The 21093-nt window shown below is 55.2% G+C and carries 17 protein-coding genes; 11 read left to right on the top strand and 6 right to left on the bottom strand.

What is annotated here, in order from left to right:
- Nucleotides 1–455: 455 nt before the first annotated feature.
- The 3 genes from B5E84_RS17095 to B5E84_RS17085 form a co-directional block, all read right to left on the bottom strand.
- A complete protein-coding gene (locus B5E84_RS17095) occupies nucleotides 456–1913 on the bottom strand; it encodes a hypothetical protein (RefSeq protein ID WP_087225109.1) in 1458 nt (485 codons plus the stop codon).
- A 223-nt stretch (nucleotides 1914–2136) separates the two neighbouring features.
- Nucleotides 2137–4674, bottom strand: coding sequence for an FAD-dependent oxidoreductase (locus B5E84_RS17090; protein WP_087225106.1), 2538 nt, complete (start codon nucleotides 4672–4674; stop codon nucleotides 2137–2139).
- A 132-nt stretch (nucleotides 4675–4806) separates the two neighbouring features.
- Nucleotides 4807–5691, bottom strand: a complete 885-nt coding sequence (locus B5E84_RS17085) for a LysR family transcriptional regulator (protein ID WP_087225104.1) — start codon at nucleotides 5689–5691, stop codon at nucleotides 4807–4809.
- A gap of 187 nt (nucleotides 5692–5878) precedes the next feature.
- Here B5E84_RS17085 and B5E84_RS17080 point away from each other — a divergent pair, with 187 nt between their 5' ends.
- Complete coding sequence (locus tag B5E84_RS17080) at nucleotides 5879–7309, top strand: amidohydrolase (protein WP_087225101.1); 1431 nt, start codon at nucleotides 5879–5881, stop codon at nucleotides 7307–7309.
- 136 nt (nucleotides 7310–7445) lie between these two features.
- Here the strand turns inward: B5E84_RS17080 and B5E84_RS17075 are convergent, their stop codons facing one another.
- The 3 genes from B5E84_RS17075 to B5E84_RS17065 all read right to left on the bottom strand — a co-directional run bounded on the left by B5E84_RS17075 (nucleotide 7446) and on the right by B5E84_RS17065 (nucleotide 9739).
- Nucleotides 7446–7766 (bottom strand): rhodanese-like domain-containing protein, encoded by a 321-nt coding sequence (locus B5E84_RS17075; protein WP_087225098.1) that lies wholly within the window; start codon nucleotides 7764–7766, stop codon nucleotides 7446–7448.
- A 203-nt stretch (nucleotides 7767–7969) separates the two neighbouring features.
- The gene (locus B5E84_RS17070) at nucleotides 7970–9394 is read right to left on the bottom strand and encodes an aryl-sulfate sulfotransferase (RefSeq protein WP_087225095.1); all 1425 of its coding nucleotides are present in this window, start codon (nucleotides 9392–9394) and stop codon (nucleotides 7970–7972) included.
- A gap of 30 nt (nucleotides 9395–9424) precedes the next feature.
- Nucleotides 9425–9739, bottom strand: a complete 315-nt coding sequence (locus B5E84_RS17065; RefSeq protein WP_087225092.1) for a thioredoxin family protein — start codon at nucleotides 9737–9739, stop codon at nucleotides 9425–9427.
- Between the two features lie 161 nt (nucleotides 9740–9900).
- Here B5E84_RS17065 and B5E84_RS17060 point away from each other — a divergent pair, with 161 nt between their 5' ends.
- The 10 genes from B5E84_RS17060 (at nucleotide 9901) to B5E84_RS17015 (ending at nucleotide 21085) form a co-directional block, all read left to right on the top strand.
- Nucleotides 9901–11064, top strand: a complete 1164-nt coding sequence (locus tag B5E84_RS17060; protein WP_087225089.1) for an FAD-dependent oxidoreductase — start codon at nucleotides 9901–9903, stop codon at nucleotides 11062–11064.
- A gap of 298 nt (nucleotides 11065–11362) precedes the next feature.
- A complete protein-coding gene (locus tag B5E84_RS17055) occupies nucleotides 11363–12088 on the top strand; it encodes a sigma factor (RefSeq protein ID WP_087225086.1) in 726 nt (241 codons plus the stop codon).
- Nucleotides 12085–13035 (top strand): anti-sigma-I factor RsgI family protein, encoded by a 951-nt coding sequence (locus B5E84_RS17050; RefSeq protein ID WP_087225083.1) that lies wholly within the window; start codon nucleotides 12085–12087, stop codon nucleotides 13033–13035. Before B5E84_RS17055 ends, B5E84_RS17050 begins: the two co-directional genes overlap by 4 nt.
- Before the next feature lie 364 nt (nucleotides 13036–13399).
- Complete coding sequence (locus B5E84_RS17045) at nucleotides 13400–14368, top strand: PepSY domain-containing protein (RefSeq protein WP_087225080.1); 969 nt, start codon at nucleotides 13400–13402, stop codon at nucleotides 14366–14368.
- Nucleotides 14340–15056, top strand: a complete 717-nt coding sequence (locus tag B5E84_RS17040) for a polyphosphate polymerase domain-containing protein (protein WP_242963422.1) — start codon at nucleotides 14340–14342, stop codon at nucleotides 15054–15056. Before B5E84_RS17045 ends, B5E84_RS17040 begins: the two co-directional genes overlap by 29 nt.
- Nucleotides 15057–15078: 22 nt before the next feature.
- Nucleotides 15079–15750 carry a DUF4956 domain-containing protein gene (locus B5E84_RS17035; protein ID WP_087225074.1) on the top strand — a complete coding sequence of 224 codons (672 nt, stop codon included), beginning with the start codon at nucleotides 15079–15081 and terminating at the stop codon, nucleotides 15748–15750.
- Between the two features lie 4 nt (nucleotides 15751–15754).
- Nucleotides 15755–17218, top strand: a complete 1464-nt coding sequence (locus B5E84_RS17030) for a CotH kinase family protein (protein WP_162612886.1) — start codon at nucleotides 15755–15757, stop codon at nucleotides 17216–17218.
- Between the two features lie 511 nt (nucleotides 17219–17729).
- The gene (locus tag B5E84_RS17025) at nucleotides 17730–18176 is read left to right on the top strand and encodes a MarR family winged helix-turn-helix transcriptional regulator (protein WP_087225068.1); all 447 of its coding nucleotides are present in this window, start codon (nucleotides 17730–17732) and stop codon (nucleotides 18174–18176) included.
- A 4-nt stretch (nucleotides 18177–18180) separates the two neighbouring features.
- Nucleotides 18181–19569: an MATE family efflux transporter gene (locus B5E84_RS17020; RefSeq protein WP_087225065.1), complete on the top strand. Its 1389-nt coding sequence runs from the start codon at nucleotides 18181–18183 to the stop codon at nucleotides 19567–19569.
- Between the two features lie 196 nt (nucleotides 19570–19765).
- Entirely contained in the window at nucleotides 19766–21085 is a 1320-nt protein-coding gene (locus tag B5E84_RS17015; RefSeq protein WP_087225062.1) for a 4Fe-4S dicluster domain-containing protein, read from the top strand.
- Nucleotides 21086–21093: the final 8 nt, after the last annotated feature.

The following is a 21093-nucleotide window of genomic DNA, read 5'->3' as shown; positions in this document are numbered from 1 at the left end:
TATCTTAAAAATGATAGAGGTAGGGAATAAACCATTAAGCATGAAAAAGAAACGGTATGCAATCGGAACAAACCCTGAAAAACATTTGGAGCAAATCATAAATCTGTAAAATTGGGGATAAAAACGGGGTTTGGTTGAAGAACACATTCATGCGTTTGTCGTGGGATTTCCCGCTGCTGTAAATCGGGATTCGTCCAGCTGACCGTCTGCGGATTCCCACGGCTGGCTGCGGATTGTTTCGCTGCCGTGGCGCGGAAAATGCCCGCAATGTAATAACCGCCGCAGACAGAAACTGCCATAACGCAAATACTCTGCCATGCTGACACCTTCGCGGCGCGGAATCTCCTCACAACGCAAAAACCGCCGCCGGCGGCAGATCGTCCCTCTGCCGCCGCGGCAGCCCCTTTTTCTCAGCAGCCGGTATCCTCAGACATCTTCCGTCCCGTGACTCCCCGTCACTCCATGGTCACCGGCAGTCTCAGCCCGCAGTCCCACTCATAGACAAAGCCCGTCAGATCCAGAACGGCCTCGGTCCCGCCTTCCTCATAACAGGCTGTCATCCTGGTGAGCGGTTCTCCGGCCTTTCCGCCGGACGGAAACAGCAGTACCTCGCTGGTATCATAAGTTCTCTGCCAGTCTATCTCATCCGCTCCTTCCCGGATCCCGTAAAACCACATCAGCCGGAAGGATTCCTCCTTCGCCTCCAGCTCCACGTCCATATCCAAGGCCGGACGGGAAAGCTCTTTTCCATCCGCCGTCCCGTAAAGGTACGGCTCCTGCCGTTTTTCTACGTTCTTCAGAGTGATCCTGGCCAGTTCTGTCTCCACGGTGATCCCCTCTCCCAGGGTTTCGTCCTCCGGCACCGGGATGGAAACGCTCTCCACCCGCTCGCCAGTCGTCACCCTGGCCGTCTCCAACGTGACAAACCACTCTCCCGAAGCAGACGTTTCCGCCCCCTCCGGCAGGGCTCCCTTCCAGTAGTTCGGGGTGCTGCCGGCCAGCAGGCCGGACGGGCCCTTATCCCCGTCAGCTCCCACATTCAGAGCCGTGAGCGCCTCCAGGGAACCGGCCGAGGGATCCAGGGTCAGCTCCATAGGGCTTACGCCGCCCCCGTCCTTCCAGATGCCGTAGCACCGCAGGTACAGCTCCTGTTCCCTGGTCTCCCCTTCCGCCAGAAACTCCCCTTTTCCACCGTCAAACATCTGAGGTTCTCCCGCCGGAACCAGGCGCAGGGGAAATCCTTCCTCAAACCCGCGGACCCGCAGCTCTCCCGTCAGCCCGTCTTCCGTCAAAAAACGCTCTCCCCGATAAATTCCCCTCACCGTCAGAATTCCGCCGCCGTTCTCCCTGCTGCCGTACTGTTTCCCCGTGCTGATGGTTTGAAAGGGATAAAATTGGCCGGTTTCCTCTATATAAAAGCCTTCTCCTTCCTCCGACGACTCTCTCTGCTGCGCCACCCGCGCCAAAAAGGGGCTTTCCTCCCCGTCTGCCTCCGTCCCGGCGGCGGAGTCGTCCAGGATCAGCACCTGGGCCCCCAGCGCTCCGTCCTGGTAAAAGGCCCCCAGGAGCCAGGCGGTGACTCCCTCCGTTTTCAAAGGCTCCGGCTGAGTCTCCGGCACATAAACGGCCGGCTGTCCCGCCTCCACCAGTCCGTAGCCCGGCACCAGCTGAACATGGGAAACCGGCTCCGCGGCATCCAAACTGGCGGACATTTCCCCATTTTCAGCGGACGATGCACCATCCGGCTCATAGATCTCCAGCGCCGTCTCCTCGATCCCGCCTTTTGTCTCCTCCTCTCCCCCGACGCACCCGGCCACCAGGCCGGAAACCAGCACAGCCAAAAGAGCCAGCACAACCGGGAAACCTGCCGCCCGCCGGGGCCGGGCAGTTTCTGTATTTTTGTCTTTTTTCATATTCCAGCCTCCTTTTTTGTTTTTATTTTAACCCCCTGAGATCACCGGTTCAATAACGGAAACCTTACGGATTTCTGAACGATTCCGCCAAAACAAAAGGCGGCCGCCCGCCCCGCCATTCCGGCGGGGCAGACGGCCCTCTGTTCTCTAGGAAACTGCGTCCCCTATGACCTAAAAGGTTCCGGCGGGAGGCGCATTTTTTCCATCTGTATCCTTTACGCCTTTACCCTTCCATCACTTCCTTATAAGAGGCGTGGTTTTCCAAAGCCGTCGTCAGCTTTGCCATGAGAGACGTGTCTCCCAAAAGGATCACGCCGCAGAGCCGGTCGTTGAGGAAATAGTATTTCCGGTACTGTTTCCGGCCCATATCCCGAAATTCCGCCGTCTTGTAGAGCAGGTTGAGATTCTTTCCACAGTCCCCGGCGGCAAACAGCTCCGTGTTCATGCCGTGGAAGGTGAGGGCCGCAGGCACTGCCTGGTACTCCGTGGCCTCTCCGGCAGCGTTGGCTCCCGCCGTCTTGCCCTGTTCCATGGCCTCCGGCCAGATGGCGTAATTGACTCCCTTGTACTCCGCGCAGTCGCCGCAGGCGTACACGCCGGGAAGATTCGTCTCCATCCTCTCGTTTACCATCACCGCCCGGCCGATCTCCAGGCCCATCTCCTTTGCCAGGCCCACATTTGCCCGCACACCGGCAGACACCACCACCAGATCCGCGGGGAACTCCCTGCCGTCCGCCAGGGCCACGCCGGTCACCCGCTCCTCTCCGGAAATGGCGGAAACCGTCACTCCGGTGTGGATGGTCACGCCGCTGTCCGCCGCGATCTTCTTTAACAGCTCGCCGAAATCCGCGTCCAGCTGCCGCCCCATGAGCATGGGCGCCGCCTCCAGCACAGTGACGGAAAGCCCGGCCTTCTTTAACTCCCAGGCCGCCTCCAGGCCCAGCACGCCTCCGCCGATGACCACGGCGTTTTTGCCGTCCGCCATCAGTTTCTCCAGCCGTCTCACGTCGTCCAGACGGCGGATGGCCACCACCTGGGACTTATCGCTCCCTTTGATGGGCGGGATAAAGCACTCGCTGCCCAGGGCGTAAATGAGCTTGGTGAAATAGAGCTTTCCCCCGTTGTCCAACAGGGCCTCTCTGGCCTTCATGTCCACAGCCGTCACCGTGCGGCCAAGCATCTGGTAAATCCTGTTTTCCTCGTACCAGCCCTTGTCGGCGATGGCGATCTGATCCGCCTCCAGGCCGGACACAATGGCCTTGGTGAGCATGGGACGGTTGTAGGCGGCGTAGGGCTCGTTGGAAACGATCACAATGCTGCCGGTCTTGTCCCGCTCCCGGATGGCCTTGGCGGCGTTAAAGCCGGCAACGCCGTTTCCAAGGATCAGGTAGTATTCCTCCGTGTTGTTTACAAAGCCGCTGGCGTCGTCCTCCACCGGCACGAAATTCTCTTTTCCCACGCCGCAGACGGGGCAGATCTCCAGGGAGGCGTCAAAGATTTCTCCGCATACCAGACATTTCACCAGACGCCGCCCGCCCTTTTTCGCCGGCAGCTCCGGCTTTTTGTCCTGCACCAGGCAGCCGAACCGGTAGCCGTACTCGTAAGCTCCCACCAGGTCAGCCTCGCTGGGCTTAAACCGCACCCGGTAGCTGTCCGTCACCTTCATCCGCAGCTGTTTCAGCCGCTCCATGATATGGGGAACGCCCTCGCCGCTCCAGCCGTAGCTGCCGAACGCCCCGGCGTACTTCCCGCCGTGGGTGCCGGGAAACATATCCAGGGTCAGCTCCCAGATGGGCCGCAGGGCCTCTCCCACGATGGTGGGCGTACCCAGAAGAATGCCGTCCGCAAAGAGCAGCTCCTCCGCCACCTTTCCCTTGTCCGCCGTCACCATGTCGTAGCTGCGCACGTCCACGTCCCCGCTGTCCGCCACGCCTCTGGCGATCTCTGCCGCCAGCTCTCCCGTGTAGCCGTAGGCGCTCACGTAAGGGATGATGACCGTCTTTTTCTGGTTGGGATTTACCACGGTGGACCACTCCCGGTAGAGGGCCATCACCTCCCGGATGCGGCTGCCCTCCAGCACCGGGCCGTGGCCGGTGCAGACCATGGTCAGATCCAGGCTCTCCACCCGGTCCAAAGCCTTTAACATAAAGGGCTTAAAGGGCCCGATGATGCAGTCGTAATAGTACCGCAGCGCCTTTTTGTAATCCTCCTCCTCCGTGATCTTTCCCGACACCACCTCCGGCAGGCAGTAGTGGGAGCCGAAGGAATCGCAGGTCACCAGGATCTGCTCCTCCTCGATAAAGGTGTACATGGTGTCCGGCCAGTGGAGGTTCGGCACCACCATAAACCGCAGGGTCTTTCCCCCGATTTCCATGGTCTGGTTGTCCTTCACCGGAATGGCCACGAAATCCCGGTTTACGATCTCCTTTAAAAACCCGATGGCGCAGCCCGTGGCCAGAATCTTCATCTGGGGGCTGTAATCTAACAGGCGCTCCACGCTGCCGGCGTGATCCGGCTCCGTATGGCTCACCACCAGGTAGTCGATGTGTCCCACGTCGATGATCTCTTTTAAATTCTCCAGGTACTGGTCGAAAAATTTCTCCTTCGCCGTCTCAAAGAGCACCACCTTGTCCCCCGCCTTCATCACATAGGAATTGTAGGTGGTGCCGAATTCCGTGTACATGATGATGTCAAACACCCGCAGGGTGTCGTCGATGATTCCTGTCCAGTAAAATCCTTCCCTCAGTTTCAGTGCCCTCATGTCTGCCTCCTTTTCTCACTCTTGTTTCATTGTAACCTGAACTGTTGTTTCTATTCCGCAAACCGCGCGCGTCCGCCCATCCCGGCGCGAAAACGCCAAAACGTGGACAGCCAGCCGCCCACGGGCAGATGTTCAGCGGATGTCCATGGCCGCCAGACGGATAAACTGCTCCATCTCCGGCGTCTTCCACTTGCTCCTGTGGTAGAGCAGCTGCCGGAACATGGCTCTCTTAAAATCCGTCACGTCCAGCACCGCCAGCCGTCCCTCCTTCACCCGGTCCTTTACGGCAAAGTAAGGCAGATAGGAAATGCCTCTGCTTCGCTCGATCATGCGGATGATAAACTCCGTGTTGCTGTTTTCCAGCACCGGCGTCAGCTCCCGGCCCTTTGACTCCAGAAACTGATCCAGCTCCCTGCGGTAGTTTTCATTTTTCTCTGTCAGGAAAAACGGTTCCTCCAAAAGCTCCTCCACCTCAAGCCCCTTTCTCCCCACCAGCCGGGAATCGGGGGATGAAACGAACACAATGGGCTCCCGCACCTCCAGCTCCTTATTCCAGCTGCTGCTGCTCCGGGGCCGGTCCAGAAAATAGATCAGATCCAGCTGGTTTCTCTCCATCATTCCGATCAGCTCCTTGGGAGAGCCTGTGGTGACTTTGATGGGAACCCTGGGAAAATGCTCCCGGAAATAGGCCAGTATGGGAGGAAGCTTGGAAAAACAGAGGGATTCCAGCGTCCCCACGTGCAGCGGCCCGTGTAGCTCCTCCTCCCGGCTCACCGCGGCCTTAGCCTGGTTCACCTCCCGCAGGATCAGGTTGGCATACTCCAAAAGCTGCCGTCCCTGGGCGGTCAGCACCGTTTTCTTTCCCATACGGTCGAACAGGCGCACGTTCATTTCCGCCTCCAGGAGACGGATCTGCACCGTCACCGCGGACTGGGAATACCCCAAAAGCTCCGCCGCACGGGAAAAGCTTTCCGACTGTGCGATTGTCACAAAAGTTTGCAGCTGTCTGAATTCCATATGGGCATTTTCCCTTCCATTTTTTATGTTTTTAAACGTTTTTTTTGCTGCGATGAATTTGATTCATGTATATGTTCTATGATATACTACATTACAGAACGCGTCAACCGGACAGCGGGGAATTTCCCTCTCGTGGGGAAAAGGAAACGGCTCCGGCGCAGATAATGACAAATGAGGAGGAATATTTATGGACAGCAAAACGAGAATTCATGAAATCGCGGAAGAAAAGGCCAGCGTGATCGCCGGCATGAACCAGGCCGTCTGGGACTACGCCGAATTCGGCTACCAGGAGGTAAAGAGCGCCGCCTACCTCACCGGCGTGCTGGAAAAAGAAGGATTCCAGGTGGAACGGGGCGTGGCCGGCATGGACACCGCCTTTGTGGGCACCTACGGGAGCGGAAAGCCGGTGATCGGCATCCTGGGAGAGTACGACGCCCTTCCTAACTTAAGCCAGAAAGCAGGGGTGGCAAAGCGCTGTCCCATCGAGGGCAAGCACTACGGCCACGGCTGCGGCCACAGCGCCCTGGGGGCGGGAGCCGTGGGGGCCGCCCTGATCGTGAAACAGTTTCTGGAGGAGGCGGGACTGCCGGGAACGGTAAAAATCTTTGGCTGCCCGGCGGAGGAGACGGGATTTGGCAAGTGCTTTATGGTAAAGGAGCACTGCTTTGACGATCTGGATCTGTGTTTCTCCTGGCATCCCATGGACAGCAATATGTGCTTCCCCAGGAGCGTGGCCTACTATAAGGTGCGCTTTGACTTCACCGGCCGTACCTCCCACGCCGGAGGAGCTCCGGAGCTGGGCCGCAGCGCCCTGGACGCCTGTGAGCTGATGAACGTGGGCGTCAACTACCTGCGGGAGCACATCATCCCCACCGCCAGAGTGCACTACGCCTATTTAGACTGCGGCGGTGACGCCCCCAACATCGTCCAGGGCCACGCCTCCCTGCTCTACTTCGTCCGCGCGCCCCGTCTCTCCCTCTGCGGCGAGATCCTGGAGCGGATCAAAAAGATCGCCCAGGGCGCCGCTCTGATGACGGAGACAGAGGTGGACATCAAGGTATTAGGCGGCTTAAGCGACAACATTCCCAACCCCACCGCCTCCAAACTCCTCTCCGACGCCTTCTTAGCCCAGGGCGGCCCGGATTTCGGGGAGAAGGAATTTGCCATTGCCCGGGACTTCCTGGCGGCCATGTCCGGCGAGGAGCGGGAGAAAGCCCTGGCAGCGGGAGCCAAAATCAACGGCATCTCCAAGGAAGAATTTGCCGCCCGCCCCTTAAACACCGCGGTTATCCCCTACAGTGAGAAGTTCCGGGAAATCTTATCCACCGGCTCCACGGATGTGGGTGACGTCAGCTACCTGGTTCCCACCGCCCAGTTCACCGCCGCCGTGGGCGTTCCCGGCACTGGGGCTCACACCTGGCAGTTCGCGGCCCAAGTGGGCACCTCCATCGGCGACAAGGCCAGCCAGGCCATCGCCAGAGCCATCGCCTACGCCTGCACCATGGTCTATGAAAACCCGTCCCTCGCGGAACAGGCAAAACAGGAGCTGTTTGACGAGACCCACGGCGAATACGTTTCTCCCATCCCGGAGGGGGTGAAACCTGGGGAAGGGATGTAGAGAAAATACGGGACGGGGCTATTCTCAGCTCCCGTCCCGGTTATTTCCAAACATGAATATACGCTGATCTGAATTGGAATTAACGCCCCATAAAATTTATGTGCAATAGCATTAAAAACATCCCATCTTCTCCCGCCTACTTCACCAACCCATGCTCCCAGGTAAGCACCCCGCCGAACTCCTCCACCCGTTCATACCCTTTGGCAGCCAGCTTTCCGGCTGCCATTTTGCTTCTGGAGCCGCTGCGGCAGTAGACCAAAAGCTCCTGGGACTTGTCCGGCAGCTGGGGGATGTCCCGGTCTCCGATGGTTTCCAGGGGCAGGTTCACCGCCCCCTCGATGTGGCCCCCGGCAAACTCCTCCGGCGTGCGCACGTCCAGGATGAGAAAGCCCTCTCCGTGCTGCATAATATCCCAGGCCATCTCCTGGGTGATTTCTTTATAAGGTTTCCTATTCATTCTGTACTCAGCCTCTTTTCTCTAAATATGTTCTTTCTAAATCTGAATATAGCAGGTTTTCCACAGTGACCAGACGCCGGTTTCCTCCCCGGCATCCGAATCCCATTTTACCACAGGCCGCGCAGGATGCAAAGGGGCGGGCCGCCGGCCCCGGAACATTCCGGAACCGGGCGGCCCGCCCAATTCATACTGATGTTATATCATTATACCTGTCCGTCGGTTACGCAGGCATCCATCTTGAAGTTGTAGCCCAGGGTGCCCTCTACCTCGGTCATCTCCTTGATCTCGCTGGCAGATGCGCCCGGCACGCGGAAGTCGTGGCAGTCCAGTTTCTGAACCGGAACCTCCACCGGTTTCTCCACCTGAGGAACGTAGTCGTAGGGATAACGGTAAGCGCGGTATACCATCTCTCTCATGTTCTTAAACGGAGCGATGAACTCCCAGACAACCTCTTTCTCCGGAGTCACCTCGAACATTCTCATGTAGCAGCCCTCAGTGATCAGGGTATTGCCGTTGGGCAGTCTCTGCGCGGAGCTGATCAGCGGGCTGTAGAACTTGGAGTTTGCCACCAGTCCCAGCATTCCGCCGAAGGCCAGTCCCTTGAACTCCCAGACAACCTCCAGGGTCACCGGATCGAACTCGATGATACGGGAGTGGTCGCGGATGTCAGACTTGGTGCCGTCCTTGGTGGTTCTGCTGGGCATACCGTAGCCGGCCCAGCCGCCGTTGTCGAATACCAAGATGTTGCCCTCGCCCGGCAGTCCCTTGGGGATCATATGGCAGTGGTGCTGTCCGATGATCTGGCCCATGATTCTCAGCTCTTTGGACTTGGTGAAGTCCGGTCCGATCTGCCAAACGATCTTGCCCGTCTTCTTGCTGATGATGGCCAGGATGTTGGCCTCTCTGGCATCCCAGATGATGTTGTCCGGATGGAACCGCTCGTCGCCGGCGTCATACCACTTGTTCGGGCCCAGAACGCTCATGGAATTGATGTGGAGCCAGTCGCCCTGTCCGCCGCCGTTCTCGTGATTGTTGGGGTTGCGGGCCAGCACGTTCTTGGCAATCTCGTCAAAGCCCAGCTCGTTGAAATGCTTGTTGGCGTGCCACTCCCAGACGATATTGCCGTCCCAGTCTACCTCGATGAACACGTCGTCTAACAAGCGGTGCTCGCTGACTCTCTTATTGTAAACGTCCTCGTGGCAGAGGATCAGGGTATTTCCGCTGTCGGTCTTGCACTCCATGCCGGGTACGTAGTAGCCTACGGGGTTGCCCTCTCTCTGATAGTCGTGGTGCTGTCTGGCGATCCATCTCTTGTCGCCGTCGTCGTCCACCAGCTCCTTGTGGTCAAATTTCCAAACCACCTTGCCGTCCCAGTCTACCTGTACCAGGTCGGTCTGATCCTGATAGCCGAATTTCGGGTCTCTTAAGCCCAGGCTGCCCATCAGGTAGCCGCCGGGAAGAAGCTTATTGGGGAAACCCTGAACGCCCTTCCAGCATTTCACCACGTTTCCGTTCATGTCCACCAGAATGGCGCCGATTCCCTGGCACTGCATCAGGGTGTAGCCGTTCCAGGCCTTCTCCGGATCATAAATTGTTGTTCCCATTGGAAATACACTGTAAAGTCCCATGTTTTATCGTCCTCCTTATTTATATAAAACTTAAATGTACTTCTCGATCGCGTCGATGTAGTCGTCCTCCTCGTGGTTGCCGGCCAGCTTTTCTACCTGCTCGCCGTTGTCAAAGATCACGACCTGGGGAACGCCCTTCATCATCATTTTCTCAAACAGGGCGGACTCCTCCTCCACATCTACCTCGTAGAAAGGCATCTTTCCTTTATAGTCCTGCTCCAGGTCCTCCAGCACAGCGTGGACGCCCTGGCACACGTGGCAGGATTTTCTGGAGAAGATCACAAGACAGGTCTCGCCATCGTTCACCACATACTCCTCAAACGCCACCGAATTCAGCTTTTTCATGGCTTATCATCCTCCTTTTGATTTTCATTCTGACAATATTATAGCATATAGAAAATAGGCAGACAATAATCTATGTTATAGCAATTTCAAAAAAATGTGATAAACTAGAGTCAGAGACTTACGGCATCAGCCGGAATGGAATGATTGAGGAGGAATGAAGCATGGACGGAATGTACGATCTGATTATCATAGGCGGCGGCCCGGCGGGCCTCGCGGCAGGCATTTACGGAGGAAGGGCGCGCTTAAACACCCTGATTCTGGAAAAAAGCACTGTGGGTGGCCGCGCCTACACCACCAGGGAGATTGTAAACTACCCCGGGATCCCCACCACCTCCGGCCCGGATTTAACGGAGCAGATGGCGGAGCACGCCAAGGGATTCGGCGTGGAGATCAAGCGGGAGCCGGTAAAATCCATGGACGTGACCGGAGATATAAAGCTGGTGAACACCAGACGGCACCAGTACGGGGCGAAGGCCGTAATCATCGCCACCGGCACCTCCGCCAGGATTTTAGGAATCCCCGGCGAGCGGGAGCTGACGGGACAGGGCGTGGCCTACTGCGCCACCTGTGACGCGGAGTTTTTCCAGGACCAGCACGTAGTGGTAGTGGGAAGCGGCGACCAGGCCATCGAGGAGGGAATGTTCATCACCAAATTTGCCAGCCGGGTGACGGTGATCGTCCTTCACGACGAGGGCATTTTAGACTGCAACAAGCAGTCCGCCGCCAAGGCTTTGCAGCATCCGAAGATGGATTTTGTGTGGAACAGCGTGCTGGCGGAGGTCTGCGGCGAGGATCAGGTGACCGGCGTCAAGATCAAGAACATCAAGACGGACGAGATCACCGACTTCCCCTGTGACGGCGTCTTTTTCTTCGTGGGAATGATCCCGGAGACGAAGTGGCTGCCGGAGGAGCTTGAGAAGGATTCTCGCGGCTGGCTCCATGTAAACGACCGCATGGAGACCAATGTCCCCGGCGTATTCGCCGCCGGCGATGTGCGGGACAAATACCTTCGCCAGGTTTCCACCGCCATCTCTGACGGAGCTGTGGCGGCCACTGCGGCAGAGCGCTATATCGAGGATTTAAACGACTTTAAAGAGCAGGTGTTAGAGAGCCCGGAGCCGGTGGTCTTAGGATTCTGGAGCCCGGAATACGCCGGCAGCATCGACGCCATCAGCAATCTCGCTGCCTCCCACAAGGTGATCGAGATCGACGTGACCAGGAAAAAGGTGTGGGCGGACCGCTATCACATCACCCTGGATGAGAACACGCCGGCTGTAGCCCTTTTGGTGGACAAGGGGGAAGTGGTGGAAAAGCTGGACGTGTAAGGCACTGGACTGAGAAACGAAACTGACATTTGTGAAGGCAGCGGACGGAGGATAAAACTTCGGCCGCTGCCTTTTCTTTCCTGATTTTCTTGCGGATTTCCCCTAAAATTCTCCCCCATAGCAAGCAATTTCCCCATAATTTTACATTGATTTTACATAAATTTTACTTTGTTATGATTGCAGCGCAACAGGCCGATTTATATTATATATTGGGATATTTTAAGCAATATTCTTACATGGCGGCCCCGGTTTTAAAAACAGGGGGTCGTATACTATATAATAGGAGGGATTCTGCTGCATGAATAACGAACACAATATTGTTTCATATGTATATGCGGCAAAGGAGGATACACAAGCGGCGGATCGGCTGATCGGTACATATATGCCCTTTATCAAAACGGAAACGGCAAAATTTATGAAACGGCCCCCCATCGAAGGGCATGACGATGAGCTGAGTATTGCCATGATTGCTTTTCATGAGGCAATCGGCGGATATTCCCGGACCCGCGGTGCTTTCCTGAAGTATGCCGCTATGCTGATCCGCAACCGGTTGATTGACTACAGCCGTAGGGAACAGCGGTATAACCGCGTCATCTCGCTGGACGCGCCAGCTGGGGCAGACGATACGGCCCTGGGAGAGACGCTGGCAGATGAAAGAGATCTATATGAAGAAATGTCGGTACGGGATGTGACCCGCGCAGAAATTGTGGAATTGACCCGGCAGATGCAGGAATTTGGTGTCAGCCTTAGCGATGTGGCCGATAATTGTCCCAAGCAGCAACGGACGCTAGACGCCTGCCGAAAGGCCCTGCAGTACGCAAGGGAGAACCCGGAGCTGCTGGACGATCTCTTAAAGACAAAGAAACTGCCCATCGGGCAGCTGACAGCCGGCAGCGGTGTGGAACGTAAGACGCTGGAACGGCATCGCAAATATATGGTGGCCTTGCTGCTGATTTATACCAACGGGTATGAAATCATCCGCGGGCATTTGAAACAAGTAATGAAAGGAGTGGCGGCGCGATGAGTTATCTGGTTATGGAATGCCACCCCGGATACGTGGTTCTTCTGGACGAGGAAGGACGCTTTTTAAAAGCGGCCAATCTACGATATGAAATAGGGCAGACGGTGTATGATCCGGTGCTGATGAAAGAAATACCGGAAAAGCAGCGATATACCATGCGTTGGATCAGCAATAGGGTTGCGGCAATCGCAGCCTGCTTTCTGCTTTTCTTTGGTATCAATTATTACCAGAATTATCTGCAGCCCTATTCATCCATATACCTTTCCATTAATCCGGAGGTGCAGATGGATCTAAACCGTCAAGGAACCGTTGTAGGACTCACCGGGACAAATGAAGATGGAGAAAAATTGCTGGAAGGATATTCCGGAAAAGGAAAGGACAAAGTAACGGTTGCCGATGAACTGATTGACCGCGCGATTGAGATGGAATTTTTATCAGAAGGCGGGCAGGTTTCCTTTTCCATTGATTCCCCGGATGACGCCCTGTTCCAGGAGTATGGAATGGAGCTGCGCACCAAGGTGACAGAGTATTTGGATGAACGAATTACCGTCACAATCGAAATTGTTAACTATAAAGAAGGACAGAGGCAAGAACGCGCGGAGAAACCTTCATCTACGCCGGTTTCTTCCCAGCCAGTGCCTACACCGCCTTCTTCGTCTGAATCGCCGCAAGCGGAAACTGTACCCCCGGCGTCTTCCAGCACCGCCGATTATGACGATACGGATTATGGACCGAATAACGATGGAGCGACTGATTATGCGCCGACGGCAAGCAGTACACCGGCGCCTGCAGATACGGGCCATGATCCCGGCAGCGATGGCATAACCGACTATAACGATACCAATTACGGGCCAAATAACAGCGGAGTTACCGATTACACGGATGGGAATACCGATTATGGCCCGGACAACGACCCCGGCGACGGTCCAGATGATGACGATGATGATTAAATTTAAAAAAAGTGTGCGCAACAGCGCACACTCGCGCCGGAGCGCGGCTGCGTCAGCAGCCATTTTCCTCTGCGCGAAGTGCGCCTCCCGCCGGGGGCTTTTGTGTCATAGGAAACGCAGTCTATGACACAAAAAAGTGTGCGCTTGGCGCACACTCGCGCCGGAGCGCGGCTGCGTCAGCAGCCATTTCCCTTTGCGCGGAGTGTGCCTCCTTGCGGAGCGTTCTTGTTTAACAGGAAACGAAGTTTCCTGTTAAATAAAAAATTTTCCAGCTTACCCCAGTTTTCAAAAATCGTTTCCGTAATCTATAGATGTAAGGCTAAACAAAAGCCAGTTCAAATATTATTTGAGAGGAGCAATCACTATGAATATGAGAAGAAAATTTTTTGCGGCGGTATCTTCCCTGGCTGTCACCTCGGCAGTCCTTCTAACCGGATGCGGCACACCGGCACAGGAGGGAACGGCACTAAAGGAAACCGGCATCCTCACGCTGAGCGTCAATCCTGAAATCCAGATCGAATACAATCAGGACGGTAAGGTCACCGCCCTCACCGGCCGGAATGACGATGGCAAAGGCATTGTGGAAATGTATCCGGATTATATCGGAAAAAATTGTGACGATGTTTTAAGGGATCTGATTGTGGAAATCCATGAAGCCGGATTTTTTGTGGATGACATCGACGGCAACAAAAAAAATATCGTCCTGCAGCTGGAGCCCGGTTCCGTGCTTCCCAGCAATGATTTTCTGGCAGATATGAGCGCCAGCACTCAGGAAGCCGTAAAAGAGCTGAGTCTTTCTTCCGGTATCGTAACGATTGACGACGACGATTATGATTCGGCTTATGCCAAAGCCGGCAAGCCGTCTCCCTACATTACACTGGAGAAAGCGCAAGAAATTGCGCTGGCCCAGGCCCATATCAGCGCGGCGGACGCAGTATTTGACGATAAGGAGTTCGACCACGATGACGGGACCCCCATCTTTGAGCTGGAATTCACCGCCAACGGGTATGAATATGATTACGATATTCACGCCGTAACAGGGAAGGTCGTAAAGGCGGAGCATAAGGCCGGCGGCGCGCAAAATGAATCCCTGACCACCCGCGACGGTTCCACCGACTACAATGACACCGACTACGGCCCCAACAACGACGGCGTCACCGACTACAATGACACCGACTACGGCCCCAACAACGACGGCGTCACCGACTACAACGACACCGACTACGGCCCCAACAACGACGGCGTTACCGACTACAACGACACCGACTACGGCGACACTAATTATGATGATGGGAACACCGACTATGGCGATGACGACGATGACGACGATTGATCCTTTAAAAACCGTTTCCCTTCGCCATGAGCTGAAACACCAGATCAACCTGCGGGAAGATCTGGTGCTTTCCCAAAGGCTCAAAAATTTGTTCCCCCGGGATAAGTATGCCGGGCCGGACGGTACATACCAGGTGACCAGCTTATACTTTGATACGCCTTATGATAGTGCTTTATGGGAGAAAATCGCCGGAGTCAACCGGCGGGAAAAATTCCGCCTGCGGTACTACGGAACAGATACTTCCTTTATCCGGCTGGAAAAGAAGTACAAGATAAATGGCCTGTGCGGCAAGTGCAGCGCCCGGATAACAGCGGTACAGGCAGAGAAACTGCTTTCCGGCAGCTATGAATTCCTGCTGGATTCAGACGAACCGCTTTTTATAGAACTTTACAGTAAATTAAAGGGGAAATGGCTGCGGCCCAAGACCATCGTCCGTTACTGCCGGGAAGCCTTTCTCTATGCACCAGGCAATGTGCGGATTACCTTAGACCGAGACATCCGCACTGGCCTTGGAAATGTGGATTTTTTAAACGCGGATAATTTTTATCTGCGCGCCATGGAGCCCGGCACCGTGCTGGAGGTTAAATTCGACGCGTTTTTGCCAGAGATTGTCCGCATGGCGGTACAAATACCGGGAAGACAGGCAGCAGCCTGCTCCAAATATGCCCTGTGCCGGCGGTACGACTGAAAAAATAGAAAGGATAGCTGCCATGACTTTTCAGGATATTTTTAAATCCAGCTTTTTAGAGAACATCACCGGAATCTCCATGTTGGATATGATAATTGCATTGACCCTGGCTTTCCTGCTGGGATTGTTCATCTTTTTCATCTATAAGAAAAGTTACAGCGGGGTAATGTACTCGGCGAGTTTCGGCGTGACGCTCATTGCCTTATCCCTTATCACCACGTTACTGATTCTGGCGGTAGTGAGCAATGTTGTGCTGTCCCTGGGCATGGTGGGCGCATTGTCCATTGTCCGTTTCCGCACGGCTATTAAGGAACCCATGGATATTGCTTTCCTATTCTGGGCCATCGCCGTAGGGATTGTGCTGGCGGCGGGCCTGATTCCGCTGGCGGTGTTTGGAAGCATTTTTATCGGAGTGGTGCTGTTTGTTTTCTCCAAAAAGAAAACCGTAGATTCCCCATACATTTTGGTGGTACACTGCGAAAACAGGGAGATGGAAGAACAGACACGCATTTTCGTGAAATCTCAGGTCAGACGGCTGAACCTAAAGAGCAAAAGCGTGGATCATGGTTGTGTGGAACTCAATTACGAAGTCCGGCTAAGAGACGACAACAGCGCCTTTGTGAATGAGCTGGAAGCGATGTCCGGCGTTTCCCGGGTCGTACTTGTTTCCTACAATGGTGATTACATGGGATAAGATTATGGTAAAGCATAAATACATCGACTGGATTTGCATTGGCGCTGCAGTTTTGGCGGCCCTGATCGCAATATTGATGATGTTCGGGGAACAGCTGGGAATTCCTAAAGCCAGCGCTAATCCGGGATATACGAACCGGCTGTTTGATGACAGCCGCGTTCATACGGTTGATATTCAAATTGCGGACTGGGCTGCATTTGTCGAGAACGCGGAAAAGGAAGAATACGTTTCCTGCACTGTTGAAATCGACGGAGAGAAATTTCACAATGTTGGACTGCGGGCAAAGGGCAACAATTCTCTGCGTCTTACAGAGGAATACGGCCTCTCCCGCTACAGTCTTAAACTGGAATTTGACCAGTTTCTCGACGGCGGAAATTACTATGGACTGGACAAATTCTCATTAGACGCGTCCTTTCAGGACAACAGCTATCTGAAAACGTATATCGCTTATGATATGATGGCGTTTATGGAGGTGTTTACGCCGCTTTGCAGCTATACCTGGGTGACGGTCAACGGAGAGGACTGGGGCCTGTTCCTGGCCATTGAGGAGCCGGAAGAAGCCTTTGCCCACCGGAATTTCGGGAGAGATTACGGAAAACTGTATAAGCCGGACTACCGTTCCCTGAATGCGGAAAACGCCGATGTGGCGCTGAAATACATTGATGATAATCCGGAAAGTTATCCCGGCATCTTTGAAAATGCTAAATTTAAGGTTTCGGAGGCTGATCAGAAACGGGTGATTGAAGCCCTGGAGATTCTTTCGTCAGGAGAAAACCTGGAGGCCGCGATCAATGTGGACGAGGTGCTGCGCTATTTCACCGTGCAGGTTTTCGTGATGAATTGGGACAGTTATCTGGGGCATACCGGTCACAATTACTTTTTGTATGAGGAAAACGGAGTCCTCAGTATTCTGCCCTGGGATTACAATCTGGCCTTCGGCACCTATGCTCTGGGCATGACTGATCCTATAAAAGATCCCAATATCCTCATCAACTACCCCATTAACACCCCAGCAGAAGGTGAGGTCATGCTGAATCGCCCGCTTTACCACAACATAATGAAACACCCTGAATATTTTGCCCAATATCATACGTATTTCCATAAGCTGCTTTCGGAATATTTTGAAAACGGACAATTTGAAGTCACCCTGCGGCAAGCGGAAAAATTGATCGCGCCCTATGTCCAAAAAGATCCGACTGCGTTTTGCTCCTTTGAAGATCATCAGCTGGCAGTGAACACGCTGGAACAGGTTTGCCTGCTCCGGGCACGGAGTATCCGCGGACAGCTGGATGGGGAAATTCCCGCCACCATCCGGGGCCAGCAGGAAAACCAGGGCGCCAGGGTGGACGTTTCAAATGTTTTTCTGACGGATTTGGGAGATTTTAAGGACTTGGAGTCGGCAAAGGAGAGGCAAAATGCCGCTATGGACAGCATACGGAATGGAAATACCATGTTCCGCAAAGATTGACGATCCCAAATAAATTCGCCTTCCGGGAATGGGAAGGGGAGACTTTAACCTCCCGTTCCACACCAATCAGCGTACCTTTCGGTACTACCCTGGCTGGAAAATTCCGGATAACCTGACAGAATTCTCCTATATACAAAAGCCCCTGTTTCCGGTTCTGTTTTCCGGCAGCAGGGGCTTTTTTCGGCCCTGCTGCGGATAGAGTTCATGAAACGCATCTTATGCCATCTGGACGGCAACCTTCCGGGTTTCTGTGACACCCGTTTGCTGCATCATGGCTTTTTCAACGATTTTCAGCCGTTCCTGGCAGGAAGTGTCCATTTCCTCCAGATGGGGGAAACACCTTTCCGGCGGCAATGAGACCGTTATATAAAATGAGCCTTCGGTCATGATGTAACATTTTTATTTCATGTTCCCTCTTGCCATTTCCCATCCCCCGCGCTATAATTGTTTCTTGTCAGAACAGTTTTAAAAAGAACTTTTTGTGAATCAAACTCAGAGGAGGAACCTGTCTATGCCCCAAAATACCGAGCTGCTCTTAGGCATCCGCCGGATGATCCGGCTTTATGAAACCATGATCCGCCAGGTCTGCGCCCAGTACGGCCTGACCCAGATCGAAACGGACATCATCGCCTTTCTTCACAACAATCCCGGCAAGGACACCGCCAGGGACATTGTGGAGCTGCGGATGCTGCAGAAGGGAAACGTCTCCCAGGCGGTGGAAACCCTGATTCAAAAGGGATTTTTAACCAGAACCCCGGATACAAGGGACCGCAGGCTGATCCACCTCTCCCTGACGCCGGAGGCGGAACCGGTCATGGAGGCCATCTCCGGCGCCAGAGGGCAGTTTCAGGAGCGCCTCTTTGAGGGCTTTTCCAGAGAGGAGCGCCTCCTCTACGCCAGCCTAAACCACCGGCTGTTTGAAAACGCGGAAAAATATACTTCGGCAGAAAGGAAATGATATTATGGCAGACAGCAAAACATTTCTCGGCACAGAGCCCATCGGCGGCCTTTTAGCCAAACTGGCCCTTCCCACCGTAGCCGCCCAGCTCATCAATATGCTCTACAACATCGTGGACCGGATCTACATCGGCCACATCCCCGGGGAGGGAGCCATGGCCCTGACGGGAGTGGGGGTCTGTATGCCCATCATTATGGTGGTATCCGCCTTCGCCTCCCTGGTGGGCTACGGCGGTTCCCCCAGAGCCTCCATCTACATGGGGAAAAATGATCAGAAGACAGCGGAAAGCATCCTTGGAAACTGTTTCGCCCTGCTGGTTCTTATCTCCCTGGGACTTACGGCCGTCCTCCTTGTCTGGAGCCGCCCGCTGCTCCTGACCTTCGGAGCCAGCGAAAACACCATCGGCTACGCCGTGAGCTACATGAATATCTACGCCTGCGGCACCCTTTTCGTCCAGCTCACCCTGGGCATGAATGCCTTTATCACCGCCCAGGGATTCGCGAAAACGGGAATGCTCTCCGTCCTCATCGGAGCCGTCTGCAACATCGTGCTGGACCCGGTATTTATCTTCGTGTTTGACATGGGCGTACCCGGCGCGGCCCTGGCCACCATTCTCTCCCAGGCGGTGTCCTGTATCTGGGTGCTGGCCTTCCTCTTTGGGAAGAAGACGGTGCTGCGGATTCGCAGGGAAAATCTGAGGTTAAGCGCCCCCGTCATTCTCCCCTGCGTGGCCCTGGGGCTGGCCACCTTTATTATGCAGACCAGCGAGAGCATCCTCTCCGTCTGCTTTAACTCCTCCCTGTTAAAGTACGGCGGCGACATCGCCGTGGGGGCCATGACCATCCTAAGCAGTGTGATGCAGTTTGCCATGCTGCCCCTCCAGGGCCTGGGCCAGGGCGCCCAGCCCATCATCAGCTACAACTACGGGGCGGGAAACGGCAAGCGGGTGAAGGACGCATTCTTCCTGCTCCTGAAATGCAGCGTGATCTACAGCCTTCTGCTGTGGCTCTCCGTGGAGCTGGCGCCCCATCTTTTTGCCGGCATTTTCACCTCCAACCCGGAGCTGGTGGAGTTTTCCAGCGGGGCCCTGCGGATCTATATGGCGGGGATGTTCCTGTTCGGCGTACAGATGGCCTGCCAGATGACCTTCAACTCCCTGGGAAACGCCAAGGCTTCCATCGCCGTGGCGGTGGTGCGGAAATTTGTGCTGCTGATCCCCCTGATTTACGCCATGCCCCTGCTGTTTTCCTCCAGCCCGGAGGCCCAGACCCGCGCCATTTATATGGCGGAGCCCATCGCTGACATCCTCGCGGTGACCTTCACCGCCACCCTGTTTTATTTCCAGTTCCGGAAAGCCTTAAGGCCTTTCGCGCAGAAAAAAAACGTGGTATAATGTGAACACTTGGCGAGGTCTTTCACGAGCCTAGTGAGAACATATACCCGGGCACTTAATGAGGTCTTTCACGAATTTAGTGCACGTGGTATAATGGGAATACTGTAACCGCCCGGCCGCGGCCTCCGCACCGGGCTTTTTTTCATATGGCGGGAACCGTTTATTTTCCCAAAATGATCATGAGAGGAGCAATACTATGGGACATATCACCTCGAAAAATGCCTACAAGAGCCTGGAGGAGCGGATCAACTGGTTTACCCAGGGCGCTCCCGCCTCGGAGACCTTCTATAAGATCCTCCAGGTGCTGTTTACAGAAAAAGAAGCGAAAGTCATGGCCATGCTGCCCGTCCGCCCCTTTACCATCAAGCGGGCCGCCCGCATCTGGAATACTTCCGAGGCGAAGGCGGAAAGAGTGCTGGATCACCTGTGCGAAAAAGCCCTGTTAGTGGACTCAGAGCACAACGGCGTGCGCAAATTTGTGATGCCGCCGCCTATGGCCGGGTTCATCGAGTTCGCCCTCATGCGGACCCGGGGAGACATTGACCAGAAATATTTAAGTGAGCTCTACTACCAGTACATGAACGTGGAGGAGGACTTCGTAAAGGACTTATTCTACGCCACGGAGACAAAGCTGGGCCGTGTCTACGTCCAGGAGCCGGTGCTCACCAACGACCAGATGAACCACATCCTAGACTACGAGCGGGCCACCCACATCGTGGAGGAGGCGGAGTACATCGGCCTGGGCTTATGCTACTGCCGCCACAAGGCGTTCCACGCGGGACACCCCTGCGAGATCGACGCCCCCTGGGACGTGTGCCTCACCTTCGGAAACGTGGCCCGTTCCCTGGCGGAACACGGCGGCCACGCCAAGCTGATTTCCAAGGAGGAGGCCCTGGACGCCCTGGAGCGCTCCTACGCCGCCAATCTGGTGCAGATCGGGGAAAATGTCCGGGAAAATCCCGCCTTCATCTGCAACTGCTGCGGCTGCTGCTGTGAGGCCCTCCAGGCCGCCCGCCGGTTCGCCCCCGCCCAGCCGGTGGCCACCACAAACTACATTCCCAAGGTCACGGAAGACACCTGCGTGGGCTGCGGAAAATGCGCCAAGGTCTGCCCCATCGGCGCCATCCGGATGGTGACGGAGGAAACCACCGGCAAAAAGCGGGCGGTAGTAAATGAAGAAATGTGTTTAGGCTGCGGCGTCTGCGCCAGAAACTGTCCCACCAAGGCCATCCATTTAGAGCGGCGCCCCATCCAGATCATCACCCCGGTCAACAGCACCCACCGGTTCGTCCTCCAGGCCATCGAAAAGGGCACCCTGCAAAACCTACTCTTTGACGACGAGTATTTTGCCAACCACCGGGCCATGGCCCAGATCTTCGGGGCGATCTTAAAAATGCCGCCTTTAAAGCAGGCCCTGGCCAGCAAGCAGTTTAAGTCCATCTACTTAGACAAGCTTTTAAGCAGTCAGCTGAATAAGGAACGGGCAAAGGCGGCCCAATCCGGCTCCGGGAAATGATCCCGGAC

Source organism: Lachnoclostridium sp. An14, assembly GCF_002160755.1.
Taxonomy (GTDB): Bacteria; Bacillota; Clostridia; order Lachnospirales; family Lachnospiraceae; genus Lachnoclostridium_A.
The sequence above is the reverse complement of the archived record's forward strand: the minus strand, read 5'-3'. Positions and strand labels throughout refer to the sequence as shown.